Source organism: Acinetobacter terrae (genome assembly GCF_002135195.1).
GTDB lineage: Bacteria > Pseudomonadota > Gammaproteobacteria > Pseudomonadales > Moraxellaceae > Acinetobacter > Acinetobacter terrae.
Window position 1 is genome coordinate 118,387 of sequence record NZ_NEGF01000006.1, and the last position, 23,318, is coordinate 141,704.

General features: G+C 40.6%; 17 protein-coding genes and 2 pseudogenes. 11 read left to right on the forward strand and 8 right to left on the reverse strand.

The window, feature by feature from the left end:
- Positions 1–144 precede the first annotated feature (144 nt).
- A complete protein-coding gene (locus B9T23_RS08700; RefSeq protein WP_086193832.1) occupies positions 145–3,636 on the reverse strand; it encodes a hybrid sensor histidine kinase/response regulator in 3,492 nt (1,163 codons plus the stop codon).
- 185 nt (positions 3,637–3,821) lie between these two features.
- On the opposite strand from B9T23_RS08700, the gene B9T23_RS08705 reads away from it, so the two are divergent.
- From B9T23_RS08705 to B9T23_RS08715, 3 genes are all read left to right on the forward strand, one after another.
- Complete coding sequence (locus B9T23_RS08705) at positions 3,822–4,154, forward strand: DUF485 domain-containing protein (RefSeq protein ID WP_067725504.1); 333 nt, start codon at positions 3,822–3,824, stop codon at positions 4,152–4,154.
- A 1-nt stretch (position 4,155) separates the two neighbouring features.
- The gene (locus B9T23_RS08710; protein WP_086193833.1) at positions 4,156–5,871 is read left to right on the forward strand and encodes a cation acetate symporter; all 1,716 of its coding nucleotides are present in this window, start codon (positions 4,156–4,158) and stop codon (positions 5,869–5,871) included.
- A gap of 314 nt (positions 5,872–6,185) precedes the next feature.
- Positions 6,186–6,878, forward strand: coding sequence for an ion channel (locus B9T23_RS08715; RefSeq protein WP_086193834.1), 693 nt, complete (start codon positions 6,186–6,188; stop codon positions 6,876–6,878).
- A 103-nt stretch (positions 6,879–6,981) separates the two neighbouring features.
- On the opposite strand, the gene omp33-36 is transcribed toward B9T23_RS08715, so the two are convergent.
- Positions 6,982–7,863, reverse strand: a complete 882-nt coding sequence (gene omp33-36 / locus B9T23_RS08720; RefSeq protein ID WP_086193835.1) for a porin Omp33-36 — start codon at positions 7,861–7,863, stop codon at positions 6,982–6,984.
- A 1,254-nt stretch (positions 7,864–9,117) separates the two neighbouring features.
- Between omp33-36 and B9T23_RS17185 the strand changes: the two are divergent.
- Together B9T23_RS17185 and B9T23_RS08730 are read left to right on the forward strand one after the other, a co-directional pair.
- Positions 9,118–9,288: pseudogene (locus B9T23_RS17185) on the forward strand (penicillin-binding transpeptidase domain-containing protein); the annotation flags it as partial.
- 243 nt (positions 9,289–9,531) lie between these two features.
- The gene (locus B9T23_RS08730) at positions 9,532–11,235 is read left to right on the forward strand and encodes a GGDEF domain-containing protein (RefSeq protein WP_086193837.1); all 1,704 of its coding nucleotides are present in this window, start codon (positions 9,532–9,534) and stop codon (positions 11,233–11,235) included.
- A gap of 68 nt (positions 11,236–11,303) precedes the next feature.
- Here B9T23_RS08730 and B9T23_RS16880 read toward each other — a convergent pair whose 3' ends face one another.
- Genes B9T23_RS16880 through uvrA form a run of 3 tightly spaced genes read right to left on the reverse strand, consistent with a single transcriptional unit; the run spans position 11,304 to position 15,527 of the window.
- Entirely contained in the window at positions 11,304–11,756 is a 453-nt protein-coding gene (locus tag B9T23_RS16880) for a hypothetical protein (protein ID WP_228145911.1), read from the reverse strand.
- Positions 11,698–12,663 (reverse strand): anti-phage deoxyguanosine triphosphatase, encoded by a 966-nt coding sequence (locus tag B9T23_RS08735; RefSeq protein ID WP_213033036.1) that lies wholly within the window; start codon positions 12,661–12,663, stop codon positions 11,698–11,700. The genes B9T23_RS16880 and B9T23_RS08735 overlap by 59 nt, the downstream gene beginning before the upstream one ends.
- Positions 12,664–12,695: 32 nt before the next feature.
- On the reverse strand, positions 12,696–15,527 hold the full coding sequence (gene uvrA, locus B9T23_RS08740; RefSeq protein ID WP_086193838.1) for an excinuclease ABC subunit UvrA: 2,832 nt from the start codon (positions 15,525–15,527) through the stop codon (positions 12,696–12,698).
- 259 nt (positions 15,528–15,786) lie between these two features.
- On the opposite strand from uvrA, the gene B9T23_RS08745 reads away from it, so the two are divergent.
- Positions 15,787–16,140, forward strand: a complete 354-nt coding sequence (locus B9T23_RS08745) for a DUF1304 domain-containing protein (protein ID WP_086193885.1) — start codon at positions 15,787–15,789, stop codon at positions 16,138–16,140.
- A gap of 58 nt (positions 16,141–16,198) precedes the next feature.
- A complete protein-coding gene (locus B9T23_RS08750) occupies positions 16,199–16,540 on the forward strand; it encodes a GlpM family protein (RefSeq protein ID WP_086193839.1) in 342 nt (113 codons plus the stop codon).
- 197 nt (positions 16,541–16,737) lie between these two features.
- Here B9T23_RS08750 and tenA read toward each other — a convergent pair whose 3' ends face one another.
- A complete protein-coding gene (tenA, locus tag B9T23_RS08755; protein ID WP_086193840.1) occupies positions 16,738–17,409 on the reverse strand; it encodes a thiaminase II in 672 nt (223 codons plus the stop codon).
- A gap of 236 nt (positions 17,410–17,645) precedes the next feature.
- On the opposite strand from tenA, the gene B9T23_RS08760 reads away from it, so the two are divergent.
- From B9T23_RS08760 to ahpC, 4 genes are all read left to right on the forward strand, one after another.
- Positions 17,646–18,731 carry a DUF475 domain-containing protein gene (locus tag B9T23_RS08760; protein ID WP_086193841.1) on the forward strand — a complete coding sequence of 362 codons (1,086 nt, stop codon included), beginning with the start codon at positions 17,646–17,648 and terminating at the stop codon, positions 18,729–18,731.
- Between the two features lie 148 nt (positions 18,732–18,879).
- Entirely contained in the window at positions 18,880–20,244 is a 1,365-nt protein-coding gene (locus B9T23_RS08765) for an MFS transporter (protein WP_086193842.1), read from the forward strand.
- 51 nt (positions 20,245–20,295) lie between these two features.
- Positions 20,296–20,904: a single-stranded DNA-binding protein gene (ssb, locus tag B9T23_RS08770; RefSeq protein WP_086193843.1), complete on the forward strand. Its 609-nt coding sequence runs from the start codon at positions 20,296–20,298 to the stop codon at positions 20,902–20,904.
- A 215-nt stretch (positions 20,905–21,119) separates the two neighbouring features.
- Complete coding sequence (gene ahpC, locus B9T23_RS08775; protein ID WP_086193844.1) at positions 21,120–21,683, forward strand: alkyl hydroperoxide reductase subunit C; 564 nt, start codon at positions 21,120–21,122, stop codon at positions 21,681–21,683.
- A 75-nt stretch (positions 21,684–21,758) separates the two neighbouring features.
- Here ahpC and B9T23_RS08780 read toward each other — a convergent pair.
- Together B9T23_RS08780 and ycaC are read right to left on the reverse strand one after the other, a co-directional pair.
- A pseudogene (locus B9T23_RS08780) lies at positions 21,759–22,244 on the reverse strand (LysR substrate-binding domain-containing protein); the annotation flags it as partial.
- 217 nt (positions 22,245–22,461) lie between these two features.
- Positions 22,462–23,088, reverse strand: coding sequence for an isochorismate family cysteine hydrolase YcaC (gene ycaC / locus B9T23_RS08785; protein ID WP_086193845.1), 627 nt, complete (start codon positions 23,086–23,088; stop codon positions 22,462–22,464).
- Between the last annotated feature and the right edge of the window lie 230 nt (positions 23,089–23,318).

Below are 23,318 nucleotides of genomic sequence, written 5' to 3' on the forward strand. Positions count from 1 at the left end.
CAACAGACCTGAAAATAAGACTTTTTCAACAGTTTTGCCTAGGTGGAAAATTAAATTGCCAGTACGCGTAATCATAGATGTAGATGTGTAAAAAAACGTCCATTTCATCAATTTGAAATGGACGTCCGGTTTTACAGTTTAGGCTTAAGGACTGGAAATTTTTAATCCAGATAACCATGACCGAAGCGATGCCGGTTTTAACGGTTTTTTCAGCAGCACAATATTCAGTTCTTTCAAATGTTGTGGAAGTTCAGGGTCAGAATCTGCAGTAATCAGTGCCACAGGAACTTGCTCTTGACGATTTTCCAGAATGAAATCTAAACCAATTTTATTGTTATTCAAATGCTGATCGACCAACCAGACCTGAATGTTTTCTTGCTGAATAAGTTCTAGCGCTTGTTCAGGCTCAGTTGCCTTAAACACTTGATAGCCCCATTTAGTCAATAATGTAGACATCCCTTCCAGAATGGTTTCATCATTATCTAAACATAAAATTTTATAGGCTTTGCTTTTCAGTGGAATCGCCTGGACTGGTGTTGCCACCACTTTCGGTGCTTCCACGAGTGGCACTTCAATCATGAAGCAAGAACCTTTGCCATATTCAGAATAGACATGTACCGGGTAGTCCAGCAGGCTGGTCATGCGTTGCACAATGGCTAAGCCAAGCCCCAGACCTTGCTCACCCCAAGGCGAGGTATGGCCGCAGCGTTCGAATTCCTGGAAAAGCTTAATCCGTTGTTCTTCAGCAATACCGGGACCTGTATCCCAAACCCCAATACGGATATTGTTAGGTTTTTCTGCAGAACGCAGAACGCCCACAATCACCTTGCCTTTAGCGGTATAACGCAAGGCATTGCTGACAAAGTTCTGAATAATACGGCGAATCCATTGCTGATCGGTATCAATCCAGAATTGTGCATCATGCACACTGAATTTAATGCCACGTTGCGCAGCAATCGATTTAAATTGCAGTTCTAAATCGCTGAGCAAATCATGCAGGGGATAAGCTTGACGTTTTGGTTGAATCGTACCACCTTCCAAACGGGCAATATCCAGCAAGGCAGACAACATGCTTTCTGCACCATGCAAGGCACGATCAAGTTGTTGCAATGTCTTGCGGTCTTCATCCGACTGAACGCTTTGTTCTAAAGCTGTACTAAACAAACGCGCGGCATGCATCGGTTGTAACAAATCATGACTTGCCGCTGCAATAAAGCGACTTTTTGACATATTGGCGCGGTCGGCTTGTTCGCGTGCCAGTTGTTGCTCGGAAAGTGCATTAGCAAGCTGCTGGGTTCGATCTTGAACTCGTCCTTCAAGCACCGCTTCATTTTCACGGAACGCGGTAATATCGGCAAAAGTAGTCACGAAACCACCGCCTTCAATCGGGTTGCCACGCATCTGAATCACCCGGCCATCTTTACGGATCCGTTCAAATTCATGCGCACTACCCATCGCCATCCAGTGAATCCGTTTACGTACATGTTCTTCAACTGAACCCGGACCGCATTCACCACGTTCTGCGTTATAACGAATTAAATCCGCAATTGGACAACCGACATAGACAATGTCTTTTGGATAGTCGAACAATTTCAAATATTGATTATTCCACGCCACCAGACACATATTTTCATCAACCACACTCACCCCTTGGGTCATATGGTCAATCATGGTCATGATCAGGTTTTGGTTAAAACGCTGCCATTGTGATGCCTGATCTAGAATATTCGCCACCTGACCGAGGGCTAAACCATTATTCACCATTGCAGTAGTGAGCAGGGTGCGTGCAGAAGCTGAACCGATGGTTCCTGCCAGATATTGCTCGGTGAAGCGCCACCACATGCCATTGGCACTGCTGTTTTCATTCAGGATGACATTGTTTTGTGCACAGAATTGGCGGAAGGCTTTTGTTGTGGGGCCTTCGCCAGTAATCCGTTTGGCGAGGGCAATTAAATCGCCCACTTTTAGACGGGCAACATCATGCTGCAGGTAATTAATGTCACTGGTTGTACTGTGGGAGGGTAAGGGCTTGGTTTCATAATAGAAGAAACTTTCCGCTTGAATCTGTTCTGCAATACTTGGGCGGAAAATTCGAGATACCCAAACATAGAGCAGGATATTCAGACCTAAAGACCAGACCACGCCATGGGTCAATGCTGCAAAAGACTGAAAACCGAGCAAGGCTTCTGGACGTAACCAGTTAATCCCAAAAGGTCCCAGACTCAGGAATTGTTGGGAAAATTGGCTGTATTCAGCAGGCAGGCTACGCAGTACGGTGGGTAACAGCAAGGTATATGCCCACATCACAAAACCGGTAATTAGACCTGCATACACCCCTTGTTTGCTGCCGCCACGCCAGTAGAGTCCACCAATCAGGGCAGGGGAGAATTGTGCCACTGCACTAAACGCGAGCAAGCCAAAAACAGAGAGTTGGTCAATGTCATTAAAGAAATGGAAGAACAGGAAGCCCAATAACATGACGGCTAAAATACAGACGCGACGGGTAAATTTCAGCACCAAAGGCAGACGTTTGTCGTGACGTGAAAGTATGCCCGTGCGCCAGAGTGCCGGCATAATCAGGTCATTACTGAGCATGATCGACAAAGCGACCGAGGACACCAACAGCATGCCTGTTGATGCAGAAAAACCACCCAGGAAGGCCAATAACGTCAACCAGTCCTGGTTATAACTCAGGGGTAAGGATAGAACAGCAACATCGGGAATGGCTAAAAAGTGCGGTGCTGCATGTAATGCCCAACTGGCAATGGGAATAATCGCGATGGTGGTGAGGATCAGATAAGTTGCAAACCAGCGACGTGCACCACGAATATGTTTTTCATCGCGTAATTCAACCACAGCCACATGAAATTGGCGCGGCAAACAAATGATTGCGAGTGCTGCCAATACCGTTTGTACCCAAAAAGTTTCCGGTACACCAAACAGTTGAACCTCTTTAAAGGTATTTGCGACATCACTTGAAATTTGCCCCAGATTACCGGGGGCATCAAACACAAAAAATAACGCAACACAAATTAAAGCAAATAATTTAACAAAGGACTCAAACGCAACGGCCAACATTAAACCGCCATGTTGTTCGGTATTGGCAATTTGCCGGGTCCCAAAAATCATGGCCAAAATGGCTAATATCCCAGTTAAGAACAGCACGCCATTGGTGGTGCTTTCTATGCCAGAATCCTGTTGCAGAATTACCGCAGCACTTAAGGCAATCGCTCTAAGCTGCAAGGCCAAATAGGGGATAATCGCGATGACGGCAAGAATGGTGACCAAGGAGGCCAATGTCCCGCTTTTGCCATAACGCGCGGCAACAAAGTCGGCAATCGAGGAAATGGCATGATGCTGACGCACTCGACCCAAGCGTCGCCAAATATCGTAACCGACCCCGACAAAGATTAAGGGGCCCAGATAAATTGGCAGGAAGATAATGCCTTCACGAACAGCGGCACCGGTCGCGCCATAGAATGTCCAGGATGAACAGTAAACCCCTAAAGTTAAACTAAAGAGTAGCATGCGACCACGGGTACTTAATCGACTCGCGTGTTTTTCCCCAAAAAATGCACAGATAAAAAGTAATGCGATATAGAGGGCGAGAACCCCGATGATGAGCCAGCTGTTCATATTGCCTACAGTGTAAAACTATATCGTAATCATACCCTATCTGATAATCTGACTAGTGTAATTGGTTAAAATTTAACGACCAAAGTATTAATTACAACTACCCAACAAGATTGTTAAGTTATACAACGTAATAATTCGAATTAAAAAATAGCGCCTAAGGCTGGGCACAAACAGGAGCATTGGTTATGGATGAGAGACAGGTAGAGCAAATTCTACAGAATCCAAAATTTAAACAGATGGTCAGTAAAAAAAGCACACTGAGCTGGACACTTACAGCAATTATGTTGTTCGTCTACGTGGGTTTCATGCTGCTCGTCGGTTATAACAAAGAATTCTTAATGAGTTCTTTTAGCGGTGGTGTAACAACGTGGGGCATGCCACTGGGTCTAAGCATCATCGTATTATCATTTCTACTCTGCGGTGTGTATTCCTATATTGCTAACAATAAGTTAGATCCGTTAACAAAAGAAGCAATGAGAGAAGTAGAAGCAATTGCGAATGAAAAAGGACCGCACTAATATGAAATGGAATTCATTGAAGGCTCAAGCCCTTGCAGCATCAACGCTGCTCATGTCGGGTATGGTCATGGCTGGCCCAGATCTCGGGGCTGCTGAGCAGCAGGCAACCAACTGGCATGCCATTATCATGTTTGTGATTTTTGTTGCCTTTACCTTGGTGATTACCAAATGGGCAGCGAAGCAAACCACTAGTACCACAGATTTCTATACTGCCGGTGGTGGTATTTCGGGTTTCCAAAATGGTTTGGCGATTGCCGGTGACTATATGTCAGCTGCTTCGTTCCTTGGGATTTCTGCACTTGTGTTCAGTTCAGGCTTTGACGGTTTACTTTACTCACTTGGTTTCATGGTGGGTTGGCCAATCGTATTGTTCCTGGTGGCTGAACGTCTGCGCAACTTAGGTAAATTCAACTTATCTGACGTGGTGTCTTTCCGCTTGGCAGAAAAGCCCGTGCGTACTTTGGCTGCGATCAGCTCATTGGTTGTAGTTGCGTTCTACTTAATTGCTCAGATGGTTGGTGCAGGTCAGCTGATCAAACTGCTGTTTGGTTTGAACTATAATATCGCAGTCGTGATTGTTGGCTTGCTGATGATGGCTTACGTGATTTTCGGCGGTATGTTGGCAACCACTTGGGTACAAATCATCAAGGCGGTGATGTTGCTTTCAGGCGCGAGCTTCATGGCATTCATGGTTATGAAAGGTGTGGGCTTCAGCTTCACTGAAATGTTTGAACAATCGATTCAAATCTTCTCTAAAGTACATGATATAAGTTTGGCAGAAGCCGGCAATATCATGGGGCCGGGTAAGTTGGCCGCAAATCCACTTGATGCAATCTCTCTAGGTCTTGCATTGATGTTTGGTACTGCAGGTTTGCCGCACATTTTAATGCGTTTCTTTACGGTGAAGGATGCCAAAGAAGCACGTAAGTCAGTGGTTGTTGCAACAGGTTTTATTGGTTATTTCTACCTTTTAACCTTCATCATTGGTTTCGGTGCGATTATGTATGTATCGAATAACCCGCAATTCCTTGATGTGGCGAAAATGGCAGTGACTGGCAAGTTAGAGCTTGTTGGTGGTAACAACATGGCTGCGGTGCACTTAAGTGATGCGCTTGGCGGTGACTTGTTCATGGGCTTCATTTCGGCAGTGGCATTCGCAACGATTCTTGCAGTGGTTGCAGGTTTGACATTGTCTGGTGCTTCAGCAATTTCACATGACTTGTATGCAAACGTATTCAGAAAAGGACGCACTACCCCTGAATCTGAACTCCGTATGTCAAAAATTGCGACTCTAGGTCTTGCAATTTTTGCGATGATTTTGGGTATTTTGTTCGAGAAACAAAACGTTGCCTTCATGGTCGGTTTGGCATTCTCGGTGGCTGCTTGTGCCAACTTCCCGGTACTTGTATTGTCAATGTTCTGGAAAGGCTTAACCACGCGCGGTGCGGTTATTGGTGGCGTAGTGGGGCTATCTCTTGCAGTGCTGTTGATTGTGCTGTCTAAAGCAGTTTGGGTGGATACATTAGGCATCTCTGATACGCCAATCAATCCATTTAATGGTCCTGCGATCTTCGCTATGCCATTGTCATTCTTCTGCTGCTGGTTGTTCTCTGTGACTGATAATTCAGCACGTGCACAAGCAGAGCGTAAGGCATTTGACGCACAGTATGTTCGTTCAATGACAGGTATTGGCGCATCAGGTGCATCTGATCACTAAGACTCAAAATTGAACCCATAAAAAAGTCCCTTCAGGGACTTTTTTATTGTCTGATATTCAAGATATGTATGATTGATAAAATATTTTTTTAAATTTAATCGATTTATTTGAAGCTGATTTTGAATTTCATCTTGGAGAATTTCATTCTTTAAATTTAATTCTGGAGCATTTGTTAATGATTTTTTTGGTGATTTTTATATAGATTTTCATACAAATGTGTCACTGGTATGGTGGTTAATTCATGCTAAGTTAATCAGATGAAAAATAAAGAAAACAGCATGATAAATAAAAACAGCAATGTCTTGGAGGTATGAATGCAGGCCTTTATTGATGTTTGGAAAATTTTCCGCTTATTACCTTCAGCATGGCTGATCTTATTGCAATTTTTCATTTTAATATTATCTGTGGCAGGCAGTTACAGTATGACCTATCGGACTCTGACCTGGCTTTTAGGGGTCTTGGTTTTACTGGTAATCGCCAAAGTCATTCGACAAACACCGATGTTTACCATTTTAGGACTGAGTTTTGTCGGTGGGGCAGTAATTTTTTCTTCACTGATTTTATTGGGCTTAGATCATCCGATGCTTCAAGTGATGGCGCATGGTTTTGAGGCCGCAGCCTATTTTAGTGCCGCATATGGGTTATTGCGTTATATGTTCGAAGACCGTTATTTAACCCGAGATGAACTATTCGCTGCGGGGGCGGTATTTACGCTGCTTGCTTGGGGTTTTGCCTTTTTATATAACATATGCCAGCTCTTGGTGCCGGGTAGTTTTTACAATCCAAATATGACAGGTTTACAAACGTGGCTGGATTTATTGTTTTTAAGTTTTAGTTTACAGTCGGCAACGGGATTGTCTGATTTAATGCCGATGAGTGCACCTGCACGTGTATTGGCAGTGCTACAAATGTTTTTTGGTGTCATGTACTTAGCACTGATTGTTTCGCGTTTAATCGCCCTACAATATATTGCACATTTACCCAATCGGGATGGCGATAATAAATAAGAGTAGAGTGACTCATGAGAATAATGGCTTTATATTTGAATAAAGCTAGACAATAAAAAAGGACTCAATAGAGCCCTTTTTGAATTCTTTTTCTAATTAGAAATTAGAAGCGGAATTTAGCGTTTAAGCCAACAGTTTCTGTATCGCGGTTTGAACCGTTTTCAGCGTTAGCATTCACGTAGTTAGCACCAACAGCAACAGCAGGAGTGATGAAGTAGTTTACGTTCGCTCCCCAAGCTTTAGGGTTATTGTTACCAGAAATACGAGCTTCAGCATAAGAAGCGCCAACACTTAATTGTGGATTTAAGAACAAATCAGTTTTGAAACCGTAAGCCTTGTATTCAGCGAATAACATATTAGTTTCGAAGCCGATAGACATGTTCGTACCGTCGATTGCACCTACGTATTTAGTACGAGCAGTGATTGCATCTTGGTCTTGACCAATTGTGTCAGATTCTAAACCAGCTTTAGCAACACCATTGCTTACGATACCAAAAGCATCATAAGAAATTTGGTCAACAACGCTAGTATAACCTAAAGCAACTAAGAAGTTAGGCGCAACTACCGCACCAAGTTCTACTGCATAACGATCACCTTGATCATCTTTTTCTACATTGTTTTTGCTGTCGTTAATTGTGTGATTATAAGAAGCACTAGCATATACAGGGACTACTTTAGTTGGAAGATACGCTTCAGCTTTAGCACCATAAGTGTGAGAAACGATGTCTAAACCAGCTTCATCATATTCGCCATAGTTATAAGCTACAGACACGTTAGACGCTTGGTTCAAGAAAGCTGCTTCAGCCAATGGACCTTTTGAAGAATCAACATTTTTAAGGTAGTAAGTACCTTGTACAGCACCAGTAAAGTTTTTGTCATTTGCTGTGTTATCAACGTACTCAGATTGACCTTGTACTTCGAATTGGTAAGCTTGAGCACCGGTCATGGCTAATAATAAAGCAGTGGCTAAACCAAGTTTTTTCATAATAATTACCTGTTCTGTTAAAAATTGATTAAACAGTAGGCATTGTATTGTAACAAAACATTAAGTCAATGAAGTAAAAAGACATTATTTGGTTGAAATATTACTATAAACATCACGTAACGTGGATAAGTCCACAATCAACTTAATGCCTATAAAATTAAAAAACTTTCTTAATAACAAAAGATTATGTGCATTAAAGCAACTTACCCTGCTTAGAATTAACGAAAGTAAGTGAGGAGGTTTTTACAATGTAAAATTAGGTTAATTTTTATTTGTTAATTGTAAAGAAGTAATTTATCTATGTTGGTATAGCGTGAACAAATTGTCATATTTGTAATATTTTATGAGTTAAAACAATAAAGATGACTTATAACGGATATTTTTTTGTTTAAAATATAAACATTCCAATCTTTAATATGTGATGTATTTCACATCTTTATATATTTATTGTGATTCAGGTTAAACCTTACTACTTTGATAGGCTTTACTTGTTTGGTGATTTTTATCATAATCTATCTATCAAGTCATGTTACATTGAAATAGTGTGATGATGATCTGATTCTCCATAAACAAGTTTTGTTTTTATATGCCCAACTTTCCCCAAGGTTGGGCTTTTTTTTGCCTGAAATAAGTGTGCTCTGACTAAGTTCTCATATTTAATAAAGAAAATATCCAAGTATCAGTGCAGTATTAAAACTAAAAGAATATTAATTTTTAGTTTTTCATTAAAGATCTATTACAAAGCGGAATATTTTAAAAAATGTGTATTTTGAATTATTTTAGAATGTTTATGCACCAATATAAAGCATTATCAATATGAGTTTTATTTCATATCATAAATTTAGTAATAAAAAACCCCAGTTTCCTGTGAAAACTGGGGTTTTTTAGCCAAAAATCTCGGAAAAATCAAAAATCCTGCTGAGGAATGATTTTGACTTGCCCTAATGCGGTGCATTATGCACTTATTTGTGGCAGGTGTAAATATTTTCTTACACCTGTTATAAATTTTTTTTAGCTATGCGTAATTCATACAAAATGAGCTAATAGGACTTAATAAAGATAGAAGATTAATGCTTTCGAGATTTTGAGATGAAACAAGGATTGTATTACTTAAGTTGCTTAATGGTCTTGATGAAATGAAGTGCTTGTCAGATGGCGAGCGAACAGAATTCTAATCAAGCCATGATGAAACCCGTCTCAGAAATAATATCAGCACGATCAGAAGATATTGCAATGCTGTTGAATCAAATAAATAAACAAGCAGTCTTTATTACTTACGATAGTCATCAGTTCAATCATTATGGAAATGCTTTAATCCATGCCAGACATTCCTATATTCCTGCTTCAACTTTTAAAATGTTAAATGCCTTAATTAGCTTGCAACATCATAAAGTACATACGACTGAAGTTTTTGAGTGGGGTGGAAATGCATGATGCTGATGAGGTGAGGGAGTGCAAGCAATTGAGTTTAGATGTTTTGAATAAACTTGGTTTATTCTTTTATCTTCATTAGAGAGTGGTATTAATAATAATTTTTTATAAAAAATAAGATAAACGGTTGATAAGAAAGAATTAGTAGTATGGAAATAATGTAATATATACGATTGTATTATAAACGAAATATGATGATGATTGGCCAGTTGTTTTTGTGTGGGGCGTACTGAATCCATGTATAAATTACGTTCGGAACATATTAGTCAACGGCTTTTTTTGTCGATGATCATCATTATCTTCTCACTGCTTTTTCTTTCTGTTCCTTTAATTGTCAGTAGTTATCAGAGTTATAAAAAAGCAGATAGAGCCTTAACTGAAATTTCTGCGCTACGTGCAGTTGCCGATTTAGCCAATAAAGTTTCACGCGAGAGAGCACCTGCGAATAAGGTGATGTCGAGTACTGCTGATGAATTAGCTGAAAATCTACAAGAGCTGCAAGCGCATCGAAAAGAAGTCGATATACAGATTGATCAGACCATACAGATTTTAAATGCAGCGGGCTTTTCTGCTCAGGTACGAAGCTTATCTTCCAATTTAAAAGTCACTTTACAGCAAGGTCGTCAAGCTGTAGATGCGTATGCTGCTTTGCCCCGATCTGAACGTACTTCAAAACAGCTTGATGATGCGATTAAGAAAATGTTCACGGCATGGGATAGTTGTCATGAAATTTTAAAAAATGTATTGGTGCACTCGGTAGGTAAGGGGACATCTGCTTCTGAGTCCTACACCCTCATTTTAATTCTGGCAGATTTACGCGACCAGGCAGGGCGAATTGCATCGAATGTCATTGCCTCCGTCACTTTTGCAGAAAAAATACCTGAAGATAATCTGGCTCGATCATTACAGACTCAACATCAGGCAAATTATTTATGGGGCTTGGTCAATACCATACAACCTGAACAAGGTAAAACCCCCGAATATTTAGCTTTGCATCAAAAAGTAAAAACACAGTTTTTAGACAAAGGCATTCCAATTGTTGCGGGTTTAATTAATGAAAGTTTGCATCATCAGCGTTATTCATTAACCGGTACGCAATTGACAGAGGCTATGGTCGATAAATTTGTCACAGTGGTGAATTTGCAAACCTATATTTTAGATTACAGTGTTAGTGTTGCTCAAAACGAGAAAAATCAAGCACAACAACAATTTATCATAACGTTATTGGTTGCAATAATTTGTCTGGTTACCGCATGTTTTACCATGATTTATGCGCGAAATGGGGTATTTAAACCTTTACTTAAAGCCAAAAATGCAATTCTTCGTTTGGCACAGCATAAAGTTGCAGATAGTGAATTTGATGAATTATCAAATGATCCGGTAACATTGTTACAGGCAATTAAAAAGTTGAAATGCGTGCTACAGCAACGCGATGCTTTAGAATTCCAACTCAGAAATATTGCCAATACTGATAGTTTGACTGGTGTATCCAACCGTTTGGCTTTGGATGAATACATTAAGTATCTGGAAAAGAAACCTGAAAAATTTACTCAAACAGCGCTAATTATTTTTGATATTGATGATTTTAAACAAGTAAATGATACTTTCGGGCATATTGTCGGTGATGAAGTTATTAGGCTAGTCGCGGAAAAATTACAATTTTGTGTGCGTACTTCAGATTTGATCGTGCGTTATGGTGGTGATGAATTTTTGGTATTAATTGAACAGGCTGATTTTCAGGATGCTTGGGTTGTTGCGAATAAAATTCTTAAAGAGATTGGCAGCTCTGAACTCTACATTGCTGAGATCAATCAAAATATTCAGATTTCTGTGAGTGCAGGTGTTGCTGTTGGTGCAGCATCATGGATGGCATTACTGGAAAAAGCCGACAAGTCCTTGTTTCAAGCCAAAGAAAATGGAAAAAATGCAGTAGCAGGGTGATGGAATTAGATGATGTGCAGACTTAATTTTAATAAAAATAAATCAAGTCTGCATCATAATAGAGCTATTTAGAGTCTATCAAAAACAGATCCCATATTAGGTGTAAATAGTTTGTGATATAGACGTGAAGCATAGGCATCAGTCATACCAGAAATATAATCGCAGATAACTCTGTTTTTATTTGCTGCTTTTTCATATTGGTCATAAGTTGATTTAGGTAGAAGGTTTTTTGCATTAGAAGATAATATTTCAAACAGTTTAATTACGATTTCTTGCCCTTTGTAATCAAGAATTTGAATTTCAGGTTGTTTAATTACATTATCCACTACAAAATCTTTAATAATTTCTAATGCTTGTAGATGGTCATCATCTTCTAAAGTAGCTTTGCAATCGAGTAGTGGATTTTCAAAAACATTCCGTTTCTCAATAATGACATTTTTCAAAAAATATCTAATTAATTTGCTAATAGCATGTTTTTCTTTCTTTGTTATTGATTCCAAATAATAACTCTGAAATTTCATGAATATCATCATTCAATTTAATATTCAGTAATTTTAATTTCTGTACAACTAGAGTATTCCATTGTCTAAATGTGACAAGACGGAGAGCGACAGCATCTTCTAAATCATGAATACCATATGAAATATCATCAGCAAGCTCCATTATGGTTGAATCAAATGATTTATATAAAGTTTTTTTAGGACCAATTTTTTTGAAATTTTCTTTATCCTTTTGGGTAAAAATATCCAAGCACCAATCTAAAATTTCTAGTTCTGAATCTAAAATACATTTTGGGGGATGAAATTCGGAAAGAGATAGGGGAACTTCTAAAATATTTTTATTTTCAATCTCAGGATATTTTTTATTAAAACCACTATATGGTGCAGGGTATTTAATGAGCCCTAATAGGGTTCGTCTTGTAAGGTTCATTCCATTTTCAGGCGTATATTCTGCCAACTTAGAAACAATCCGTAAGGTTTGTCCATTGCCTTCAAAACCACCATCATTTCTCATACTATAATTCAATGCTATCTCACCACCATGCCCGAAAGCAGGATGCCCAATATCATGAGCGAGGCATATACTTTCAATTGCATTTTGTGAGGGGATTAATTCAAGCATTTCACGATCATCTCGGTATTTCGTTTTCAGACTCTCAATGATTCCAAAACCAAGTTGCGCAACTTCCATTGAATGAGTTAATCGAGTTCTATAAAAATCACTATCACCTATCCCAAGAATTTGAGTTTTAGCCTGTAACCTTCTGAATGATGCAGAGTGAATAATTCTTGCTCTATCGATTTGATAAGCGGTATCAGTGGAGGTGGAGTTCCAGTCTTCATCTTTTGATGCACTTGGATTAATTCTATCTTGTAGTTGAGCGTGATTTATCATTATTGGAATAAATAAAAACGGTGAATGAATCACCGTTTTATCATGTATTTAGTTGAAATAGAGAATTATTTCAACAGCGGCTTCAAGAACTTCGCAGTATGTGAAACTTTAGATTTTGCCATTTCCTCAGGCGTACCTTCGGCAATAATCATACCGCCACCGGCACCACCTTCAGGACCAAGGTCAATCACCCAGTCGGCTGTTTTAATCACATCCAGATTGTGCTCAATCACCACAATGGTATTACCCTTATCGCGGAGCTGATGCAAAATATCTAACAGTTTTGCAATGTCATGGAAATGCAGACCAGTCGTCGGTTCATCCAGGATATATAAGGTTTTACCCGTATCACGCTTCGCCAACTCACGTGCCAATTTCACACGTTGTGCTTCACCACCTGAAAGGGTTGTCGCAGATTGACCTAAACGGATATAACCCAAACCGACTTGGGTCAAAGTTTCCAGACGACGGTGAATCACTGGAATAGCTTCGAAGAAATGCATTGCATCTTCAACAGTCATGCCTAAAACATCGGAAATGTTTTTGCCTTTATAACCGACTTCTAAAGTTTCGCGGTTATAACGGTCGCCATGACAGGCATCGCAAGGCACATACATATCGGGCAGGAAGTGCATCGCCACTTTAATCATGCCATCGCCTTCGCAGGCTTCACAACGTCCACCTTTCACGTTAAACGAGAAACGACCCGCTGCATAACCACGTGCTTTGGCTTCAGGGGTTTGCGCAAACAATTCACGAATCGGGGTAAACAAACCTGTATAAGTCGCAGGGTTAGAACGTGGAGTACGTCCAATTGGACTTTGGTCAATATCCACGACTTTATCGAGGAATTGTAAACCATCAATTGAATCAAATTTTTCAGCAGTTAAAGTGGTCGCACCATTCAATTGCGTTGCGGCAAGTGGTAAAAGGGTACGGTTAATCAGTGTAGATTTACCCGAACCCGAAACGCCCGTCACACAAGTCATAATACCTAAAGGAATGGTTAAATCGACATTCTGCAAGTTATGACCTGCCGCACCCATCAACTTGATTTTTTCTTCAGGTTTTGGTGGTTGCGTACGAACTTCCGGTACTTTGATTTTTAACTTTCCAGATAAATATTGTCCAGTGAGCGATTCGGGATTCGCCAAAATTTCGTCATAAGTACCTTCAGCAATGATATGACCGCCATGCACACCGGCACCCGGCCCAATATCAATAATATGATCTGCAGCACGAATTGCATCTTCATCATGTTCGACCACTAAAACTGTATTACCTAGGTCACGTAAGCGAACTAAAGTTTCAAGCAGACGGTCATTATCACGTTGATGCAAACCAATCGACGGTTCATCCAGTACGTACATCACACCCATCAAGCCCGCACCAATTTGCGAAGCCAAACGAATACGCTGCGCTTCACCACCAGATAGGGTTTCGGCAGAACGCGAAAGACTTAAATAGTTTAAGCCGACAGAAACCAGGAAGTGCAAACGCTCACGGATTTCTTTAAAAATCTTGTCGGCAATTTCACCTTTGGCACCTTCAAGCTGTAAGTCCTGATAATAACTTTCAGCATCACCAATCGACATCTTGGTAATTTGAGCAATGGTTTTGTCTTTGACTCGGACGTTACGTGAAATTTCATTCAGACGTGAACCACCACAGGCATCACATGCAGCATTGGATAAATACTGTGCTAAATCGTCACGGACATAATTCGATTCAGTTTCACGGTAGCGACGCTCTAAATGCGGCAAAATGCCTTCAAAAGGTTGCACACGTTTATGCTGACGACCACGCTCATCGATATAGCTTAAATCAACTTTGTCTTTGCCCGTCCCGTAAAGGAATTTCTTTTTGGTATCGGCATCCAGTTCATTCCACGGCGTATCCAAAGAAAAGCCAAAATGCGCTGCGACTTTTTCAATCATGCTGTAGTAATACGGACGCTGTCTGTCCCAACCACGAATGGCGCCTTGGCTTAATGATACTTCACTGTTTGGAATCAGTTTTTCAGTACTAAAATGGCTGCGTGTACCTAAACCATCACAGGCAGGGCAGGCACCAAATGGATTGTTGAACGAGAACAAACGTGGTTCGAGTTCGGCAACGGCACGGTCACATTCAGGGCAGGAATGCTTTGCCGAGAACACACGATCCGCTTGTTCGCCTTTCATCCACGATAAAATCGCGATGTCACCACCTAAACGCAGCGCAGTTTCGAAAGATTCTGCAATACGGTTGCCTAAGTCATCACGGACTTTAAAGCGATCCACCACCACTTCAATGGTGTGTTTTTTCTTTTTATCCAGTTCGGGTGGAGTGTCAATTTCGACAATTTCACCATCCACACGGGCACGGACAAAACCTTGGCTTTGCAGTTGTTCAAACAGGTTGGTGTATTCACCTTTACGCTCACGCACCACCGGTGCAAGCAGCATTAAAGCAGTGCCTTCCTCTAAGTTTTTAACTGCATCAACCATTTCTGAAATAGTTTGTGCCACCATTGGCAGGTCATGTTCAGGACAATACGGTGTTCCGACACGGGCATATAAAAGACGTAAATAGTCGTAAATTTCCGTGATTGTTCCCACAGTTGAACGTGGGTTGTGGCTGGTTGATTTCTGTTCAATTGCAATAGCAGGGCTTAAACCTTCAATAGAATCGACTTCTGGTTTTTCCATTTGTGAAAGGAACTGGCGAGCATAGGCAGAAAGCGATTCCACATAACGGCGCTGACCTTCAGCATATAAAGTGTCAAAAGCTAAGGAAGATTTACCTGAGCCTGAGAGTCCCGTAATGACCACGAATTTGTCGCGTGGAATATCGAGTGACACATTTTTTAAGTTATGGGTACGTGCGCCTCGAATACGGATATGACTTTGGCTCATAAAACATCTCGGTAATGTGCAAATTGAAGGTTATATATGATAGCGATTTAATTTTGTTCAAGCTGAATAAAATCGTTTTTTAACGACATATTATGTCGGCTGAATGTATTTAGTTAAAGTTTAGAAGACTGTAGCGAGCTTTCACGATAGTCACAAGTCTGAATAAGCTACTTTTAATGTGAATCGTGTTGCAGAAGATGTCGCTAAAAAAGCAAAATCACAGCACAATAGCATGAAAATAAAAAGGGAAATGAAAACAATGATTGCCAAAATTTTAATCACACTGATTGCATTACTGCATGTTTATTTCTTGGTTCTTGAAATGTTTCTGTGGGATAAACCGATTGGAATGAAAGCCTTTGGCAACAATGCAGAAAAGGCAAAATTGACCAAAGTTTTAGCGCAAAATCAGGGTTTATATAATGGTTTTCTGGCAGCAGGATTGATTTGGTCACTGTTTGCACCAGAAGCTTATGCCACAGCACTTGCCAAGTTCTTTTTAGGCTGTGTTTTGGTTGCCGGAATCTATGGAGGCATTACCGCCAGTAAAAAGATTATTTATATTCAGGCTGTACCCGCATTGATTGCCTTAATTGTGGTGAATGTATTCTAGGTATAAGGATTGGCATAGAATTCATTTCTTAAAACGGTTGCCTGCTGGATTTGTGGATATGTTGTCTTTATTTTTGAAATGTATATTGGGTGCTGCAGTGGTATTGCTGATTTCGATACTTTCTAAAAGCAAGGCATTTTATATTGCAGGATTGGTGCCGTTATTTCCGACCTTTGCCTTGATTGCACATGTGATTGTGTCGCAACAGCAGGGTGCAGAAGCTTTGCGTAAAACCGCATTATTTGGTTTATGGTCACTTATTCCATATTTTATTTATCTGTTGATGGTGTATGTGCTGGCAACCAAAATGTCGATGTGGTCGTGTTTGGGTGTTGCGACACTTTGTTGGATTGTGGCTGCGGCAGTGCTGATTTATGGATGGCAGATGTTTCAGCAGTAAAAACAATCCCTCCCCTTGCAGACTCAAAATATATTTTGAGACTCCTCACCTTTAAAAAAGGGAGGAGCTTTTTAAATTTAGCCCCCCTTTTTTAAGTTGAGAAGCGCTGCTTCGCAAGAAGGGAGTATTAAAGTAATCTTGGTGAAGAAATCTTGCCTATTAACAGTAGAAGGGAGAAATTCATTTTTTATTATTTATTACTGATCCAAACCCAACCACTGTCTTTGATCATAAGCACTATCCCAAAACAACCATTCCAGTTTGGCAGCAGTGGTATAGGCATTATGCATTTTCTCAAGGGTATCGGCATCACAACGTGCAGCGACTTTATCAACCGTGGCAATCACATTACGTACAGCCTCATTGAATTCTTCACCTGAATAGGTATCGACCCAAGCTTGGTATGGATTATTCGGTATTGAATTATCAACAATATCTTTACCCACTTCTGCATAAATCCAGAAACATGGCAGTAAAGCAGCCAATACCACCGGATAGCTTTCAGACCATGCCGTTGCGGTTAAAAACGAGGTGTAATGATGACAAGCCAAGGTGAGTGGAGTGGATTCAAATTCTTTTTTGGTGATATCAAATTCCTGCATAAAACCATCATGCAGACTGCGTTCAACCACAATGGCAATTCTGGCTGCTTCAGCAAATTGGATTACGTCATCAGCTTCAAAGGCTTTGGCAGCACAGACTGCAAGTGATCGACCATAAGCCAGTAAATAATGCGCATCTTGAATCACATAATGACTAAAAACGTCTTTGCTCAAAGTGCCTTGTGCAAGCTCTTGGTTAAATGGCAGGGCTAAAGTTTTTTGATATAAAGCCAAATTTCGCTGCCATACATCTTGAGAAAAGCTCATGTCATCATCCTGTCGATAATAAAAGAAGAATTTACAGAAGGCAGGACTATAACAAGAGTTTCCGCGCTAAGATATCAAGCCGGATAAATAGTATATTTGTCTTCAAAAAAAATCATACGAAGAATTTTGGATTAATATCAAAAAGTCGTCATAATTGTGCACATAAAATCTTAAGTTCTTTTTTAAGTTTTACCGAATTTACTCTCTATACATATTTGTTCATAGGTCGATCTATCATGATGAAACATTTTGGTTTCTCAATCATTTTTACGATCGTGTGTCTGGCTATATCTGCATATTGGGGCTTTACGCATGGCCCGGAAGCAGGTTTAAAGACCATGTTCACGGCGTTAACCATTACTGCCATTCTGGCCGTCATGGAAGTATCACTTTCTTTCGATAATGCCGTGGTGAATGCCTCGGTACTGCGCGGTTGGGATCATTTCTGGAAAATGATTTTCTTAACCGTCGGTATTGTTATTGCTGTATTTGGCATGCGTTTGGTGTTCCCGATTGTGATTGTTGCAGTCACTGCGGACATGGGCATGCTTGAAGTCGTGAAAATGGCGATCAATGATCCTATTCTTTATTCAGAGAAGTTGATGGCACATCATGCTGAAATTGCAGCATTTGGTGGCTCATTCCTGTTGCTCGTGTTCCTGAATTTCTTCCTGGATAGCGAAAAAGATACTCACTGGTTTAGATGGCTTGAAGCACGTTTGTCTAACCTAGCCAACGTACCTGCAATGTCAGTATTCCTTTCACTGGTTGGCTTGCTGATCATGGCAGCAAATGTAGAGGAAACTGCGCGTTTAGCTGTGACCATGGCAGGAATCTGGGGGATCGTCATTTACATTGGGGTTCAAGTACTGAGTCACTTGTTAGGCGGTGAACCTGAAATTGATGAACAGGGCAATGCTGTGGCACATGATGCCAGTGGTGCATCTACAGGTGTGATTAAAGCCGGTTTTGGTGGTTTTCTTTACCTTGAAGTACTTGATGCATCGTTCAGTTTTGATGGTGTCATCGGTGCATTTGCGATTACATCTGACGTTGTGATCATTATGCTGGGTCTTGCCATTGGTGCAATGTTCGTGCGTTCAATGACGATTTATCTGGTCGAAAAAGGCACATTAGATGCTTATATTTTCCTTGAGCATGGCGCGCACTACGCCATTGGTGCTTTGGCATTTATTATGCTGGCGAGCGGCACGGGTCTACACGTACCTGAAGTTGTGACCGGTTTGATTGGTGTGGCATTTATTGTCTGGGCAGTCATTGCATCCATTCAATATAGCAAGCGTCAAGAACGGATCGGTTAATTGTTTTTTAAGAAAAACGGTTACAATAGGGGCGCATGAAAATGTGCCCTTTTTTATGATGGCTGATCTTTGAATAAATCAACATCCATAACATGAATGTTGTAGGATAGCCCATCGAAATTAAACTCATAAAACCAAGCTTATTGATATGATGAATGCTTTAGAACGTCGTTCAACCTTTGCCTTAAGCAGTATTTTTGCCCTGCGTATGTTGGGCTTGTTCATGATTATTCCTGTATTTTCCGTGGCAGGGCAGTCATATCAGGGGGCAACGCCTGCGCTGATTGGTTTGGCGGTTGGTGTGTATGGTTTGACCCAGGCCATTTTACAAATTCCGTTTAGCTTGCTGGCTGACCGTTTCAGCCGTAAGCCTTTGGTGGTTTTAGGTTTAATCCTGTTTGCGCTAGGTGGTGCAATTGCTGCGATGTCTGAAACCATTTATGGCGTGATCATCGGTCGTGCGATTGCCGGTGGTGGTGCGGTTTCTGCAGTAGTGATGGCGCTATTGGCAGATGTCACTCGGGAAGAACAGCGCAGCAAAGCCATGGCCGTGATGGGGATGAGTATAGGTGTGTCCTTTATGGTCGCGTTTAGTCTCGGACCTTGGCTCACCAGTTTGGTCGGCATTTCCGGATTGTTCTGGGTGACTACCGTTATGGGCTTGGCGGCAATTTCGATGTTGCTGCTGGTTCCTAAAGTGACCCGTCATCATAAAAATTATCAGCAAGGTTATCTGGCACAACTGAAACAAGTGCTGAAAATGGGCGATTTAAACCGCTTGCATGTTTCAGTGTTTACGCTGCATTTATTGCTGACTGCGATGTTTATTTATATGCCATCGCAACTGATTCAGTTTGCAGATATTCCATTGGCCAGTCATGGTTTAGTGTATTTGCCATTATTGATCATTAGCCTGTTTTTTGCTTTTCCAAGCATTATTTTCGCGGAAAAGTATCGCAAAATGCGCGGCATTTTCCTGACCGCGATTGGCGGGATTATTCTGGGTTTACTGGTACTGATTTTTGGCTATGAATCAAAATATATCTTATTGGCAGGTTTAGGATTTTTCTTTATCGCCTTTAACGTGATGGAAGCCTTGTTACCTTCGTGGTTATCCAAGTCTGCACCGATTCAGTCTAAAGCCACAGCGATGGGTGTGAATGCCAGTAGTCAGTTTTTAGGGGCATTTTTTGGTGGCATGATTGGTGGTCAATTATTGTTACTAAATAATACTGCCATGGGTTGGAGCATCTTAACCGGGATCGCTATTGTCTGGTTATTGATCAGCTTTAGTCTGGCTCAGCCGCGTTATCTTTCGTCCTTGGTCTTGCGTTTACCCGAGACGAAACAAACGGATGAGTGGACTTCTCAACTTTTGGCAATTCGTGGTATTGAAGAGGTTGTGGTGATGTCTGATCAGCAATTTGCTTATGTTAAAATTGATAAGCAGCTTATAAATGAAGCTGCGCGACAAGATTTAACGCAGTTGTTAGGTAAAGATGTAGCCATTTAAGCATAACTCTTATAAAGTAAAATATAGAAATAGATAGGAAGTGTACGTCTGATGCGTGGTGTTAATAAAGTAATTTTAGTCGGAACTTTAGGTAAAGATCCTGAAACCAAAACTTTTCCGAATGGTGGTTCTCTTACTCAGTTTTCAATTGCAACCAGCGATTCGTGGACTGATAAAAATACCGGTGAGCGTAAAGAGCAAACTGAATGGCATCGTATTGTGTTGCATAACCGCTTAGGTGAAATTGCACAGCAATATCTACGCAAGGGTTCTAAAGTTTATATCGAAGGTTCATTGCGTACGCGTCAGTGGACAGACCAAAGCGGTCAGGAACGCTACACCACAGAAATTCGTGGTGAACAAATGCAAATGCTAGATAGCGGCAACCGTCAGCAAGGTGAGCAAGCTGCAGGTGGTGACAACGCGGGTTATAACCAACCACGTTTCAACAACAACCAAGGCGGCGGTTATAACAACAATAATAACAATAGCAATAACCAAGGCGGTTATGGCAATAATCAAGCTAGTGGTTTTAATAACAACCAGCAAGGCGGTTATGCAAACAATAATCCGTCTGCTTTCCAGCCGAAAGCACCGCAATCTGCACCAGCTGCGCCTGTCGCTGCACCTGCTGATTTAGATGATGATTTACCGTTTTAACTTGATCTAAAACGGCAACTCATCATCCAAAACCCTTTGTAACAGCAAAGGGTTTTTTATTGCCTAAAACAATTGCTTTTACAAACTCGATAGAAATATTTAATCTATTTTTTCGATTGTTTTTATAAAAAAGTACGGTTTTACCTATTTGAGAAACTTTCGTATTCTAGCTTCACAAGATAAGCAATCCCAGAAACGAGCTAGAGGAATATCTCATGAGTTTAATTAATACTGAAGTAAAACCATTCAACGCAACCGCTTATAAAAATGGTGAATTCATTGAAGTGTCTGAAAAAGACATGATTGGAAAATGGTCAGTGGTATTTTTCTATCCTGCAGACTTCACTTTTGTTTGTCCAACAGAACTTGGTGATTTGGCTGATAACTATGCTGAATTCCAAAGAATGGGCGTTGAGATTTATTCAGTATCGACTGATACCCATTTCACGCATAAAGCTTGGCATGACAGCTCAGATGAAATCAAAAAAATCCAATATGCAATGATTGGCGACCCAACGTGGACTTTGGCGAAAAATTTTGAAGTTCTAATTGAGTCTGAAGGCTTGGCAGACCGCGGTACTTTTGTGATTGATCCTGAAGGTAAAATCCAGATTATCGAAATCAATGCCGGGGGTATTGGTCGTGATGCGCAAGAGCTTCTTCGTAAAGTAAAAGCCGCGCAATATGTTTATGCACACCCAGGTGAAGTTTGCCCAGCAAAATGGAAAGAAGGTGATGCAACACTTGCTCCTTCAATCGACTTAATTGGTAAAATCTAATCTCAAATTGAGATCATCTCCCCAAAAAAATCCAGGACTTTGTTCCTGGATTTTTTATCTGCTTCATCTGTTAATTCAAAGTGCATAACCCAAATGATCTTGGGCTAAATCTCTTAAACCTTCGACCAGATAATCAATCAGTTTTTCCATCACCAGACGTTGCCCTTTACTCGAAGCATAGACCAATTGCACAGTGCCTAAATTTGAGCACCACTCAGGTAAGACATGAATCAGTTGGCCTTGTTTGATGTCTTCTTCAACCGTTATATAAGGCAAATCGGCAATGCCTAAACCATCACGCATGGCATAGTAGACCCCGGCAAGATCATTGCTTTTAATCCGTGGCTGTAAAGGAATATTAATCACTTCATCATGCTCACGATTTTTTAAATGCCAATAATATTGTGATTTTTGAATGCCCAGAATCACACTTGGAAATTCGTGCAATTCTGTAAAATGCCGGATTTCTCGTCCTTGTAGCAATTCTGGACTTGCGACCAAACAATGCGTAGTTTTAATCACATCACGGACAATCAGACTCGAATCTTCATTGGCTTGAAATTTGATTTGATGATATTGCTGGCTTCAATTGTTGCACTAAATCCGCCGTGTTTCACCACCAGGGAAATTAATCATCATCATCAAATGAATGAATAAATCATTCTCAAAACAGCGCAAAAAAGGCTTTATTCTAGCTGAAAAACATATAGTGAATGGCGTGGCAGAATAGCAAAATAAAAAGCGATCTAGAGATCGCTTCATGAAAAAGAGCATAAGCTTATTTTTGCGATGAATGTTGGTTGTAGCTGTTGATCAGGTTACGATAATCAGGAATGTGATTCGAGAACAATGCGCCCAAACCTTCCACATCATTACGCCAGTCGCGATGTAATTCACAGGCTGCACCGAACCAGGTCATCAATTGTGCACCGGCATTGGACATACGATTCCATGCCGAATCACGGGTTAAAGGGTTAAATGTACCGGAAGCATCGGTGATCACGAACACCTCAAAGTCTTCTTCAAGCGCTGAAAGTGCAGGAAATGCCACACAGACTTCGGTCACAACTCCGGCAATAATAAGTTGTTTTTTACCTGTGGCTTTGACTGCTTTGACGAAGTCTTCATTGTCCCAGGCATTAATTTGGCCTGGACGCGCAATATAAGGTGCATCTGGGAACATTTCTTTCAGTTCAGGAACCAAAGGACCATTCGGACCTTCTTCAAAACTGGTGGTTAAAATGGTCGGAAGATTAAAATATTGAGCTAATGCAGCTAGTCCTAAAACAATGTTTTTAAATTTATCGGGATCAATATCACGAACCAATGAAAGTAATCCAGTTTGATGATCGACCAATAAAACTGCTGCATTATCTTTATCTAAACGAATGTAGGGTTTACCCATTTTTGTATTCCTCTTTTTTTAATCATCATAGAGGCTGATGGGGTGAGCATAAAACGCTGACCTCAGCTTCTGCGTATTTTCGTTATGACCTCCAGTGAAAAACTTGAAGCGCGTTAAGAACGGAAACCTCATCATAGGATGAGTAGCCTCAGAATATTGATAGAAATGATCTATTTTTTGTATTCTTTTTGAGCGTAAAAAATTGAATTATCCTATTGTCAGGACGCTGT

What these genes read in the sequence shown, in the direction of transcription:
- ycaC (WP_086193845.1), bottom strand. Translation starts at nt 23,088, where the DNA reads ATGGGTAAACCCTACATTCGTTTAGATAAAGATAATGCAGCAGTTTTA.
- B9T23_RS08710 (WP_086193833.1), top strand. Translation starts at nt 4,156, where the DNA reads ATGAAATGGAATTCATTGAAGGCTCAAGCCCTTGCAGCATCAACGCTG.
- ssb (WP_086193843.1), top strand. Translation starts at nt 20,296, where the DNA reads ATGCGTGGTGTTAATAAAGTAATTTTAGTCGGAACTTTAGGTAAAGAT.
- B9T23_RS08705 (WP_067725504.1), top strand. Translation starts at nt 3,822, where the DNA reads ATGGATGAGAGACAGGTAGAGCAAATTCTACAGAATCCAAAATTTAAA.
- B9T23_RS08700 (WP_086193832.1), bottom strand. Translation starts at nt 3,636, where the DNA reads ATGAACAGCTGGCTCATCATCGGGGTTCTCGCCCTCTATATCGCATTA.
- B9T23_RS08765 (WP_086193842.1), top strand. Translation starts at nt 18,880, where the DNA reads ATGATGAATGCTTTAGAACGTCGTTCAACCTTTGCCTTAAGCAGTATT.
- uvrA (WP_086193838.1), bottom strand. Translation starts at nt 15,527, where the DNA reads ATGAGCCAAAGTCATATCCGTATTCGAGGCGCACGTACCCATAACTTA.
- omp33-36 (WP_086193835.1), bottom strand. Translation starts at nt 7,863, where the DNA reads ATGAAAAAACTTGGTTTAGCCACTGCTTTATTATTAGCCATGACCGGT.
- tenA (WP_086193840.1), bottom strand. Translation starts at nt 17,409, where the DNA reads ATGAGCTTTTCTCAAGATGTATGGCAGCGAAATTTGGCTTTATATCAA.
- B9T23_RS08745 (WP_086193885.1), top strand. Translation starts at nt 15,787, where the DNA reads ATGATTGCCAAAATTTTAATCACACTGATTGCATTACTGCATGTTTAT.
- B9T23_RS08730 (WP_086193837.1), top strand. Translation starts at nt 9,532, where the DNA reads ATGTATAAATTACGTTCGGAACATATTAGTCAACGGCTTTTTTTGTCG.
- ahpC (WP_086193844.1), top strand. Translation starts at nt 21,120, where the DNA reads ATGAGTTTAATTAATACTGAAGTAAAACCATTCAACGCAACCGCTTAT.
- B9T23_RS08760 (WP_086193841.1), top strand. Translation starts at nt 17,646, where the DNA reads ATGATGAAACATTTTGGTTTCTCAATCATTTTTACGATCGTGTGTCTG.
- B9T23_RS08715 (WP_086193834.1), top strand. Translation starts at nt 6,186, where the DNA reads ATGCAGGCCTTTATTGATGTTTGGAAAATTTTCCGCTTATTACCTTCA.
- B9T23_RS08750 (WP_086193839.1), top strand. Translation starts at nt 16,199, where the DNA reads ATGTTGTCTTTATTTTTGAAATGTATATTGGGTGCTGCAGTGGTATTG.
- B9T23_RS16880 (WP_228145911.1), bottom strand. Translation starts at nt 11,756, where the DNA reads ATGAAATTTCAGAGTTATTATTTGGAATCAATAACAAAGAAAGAAAAA.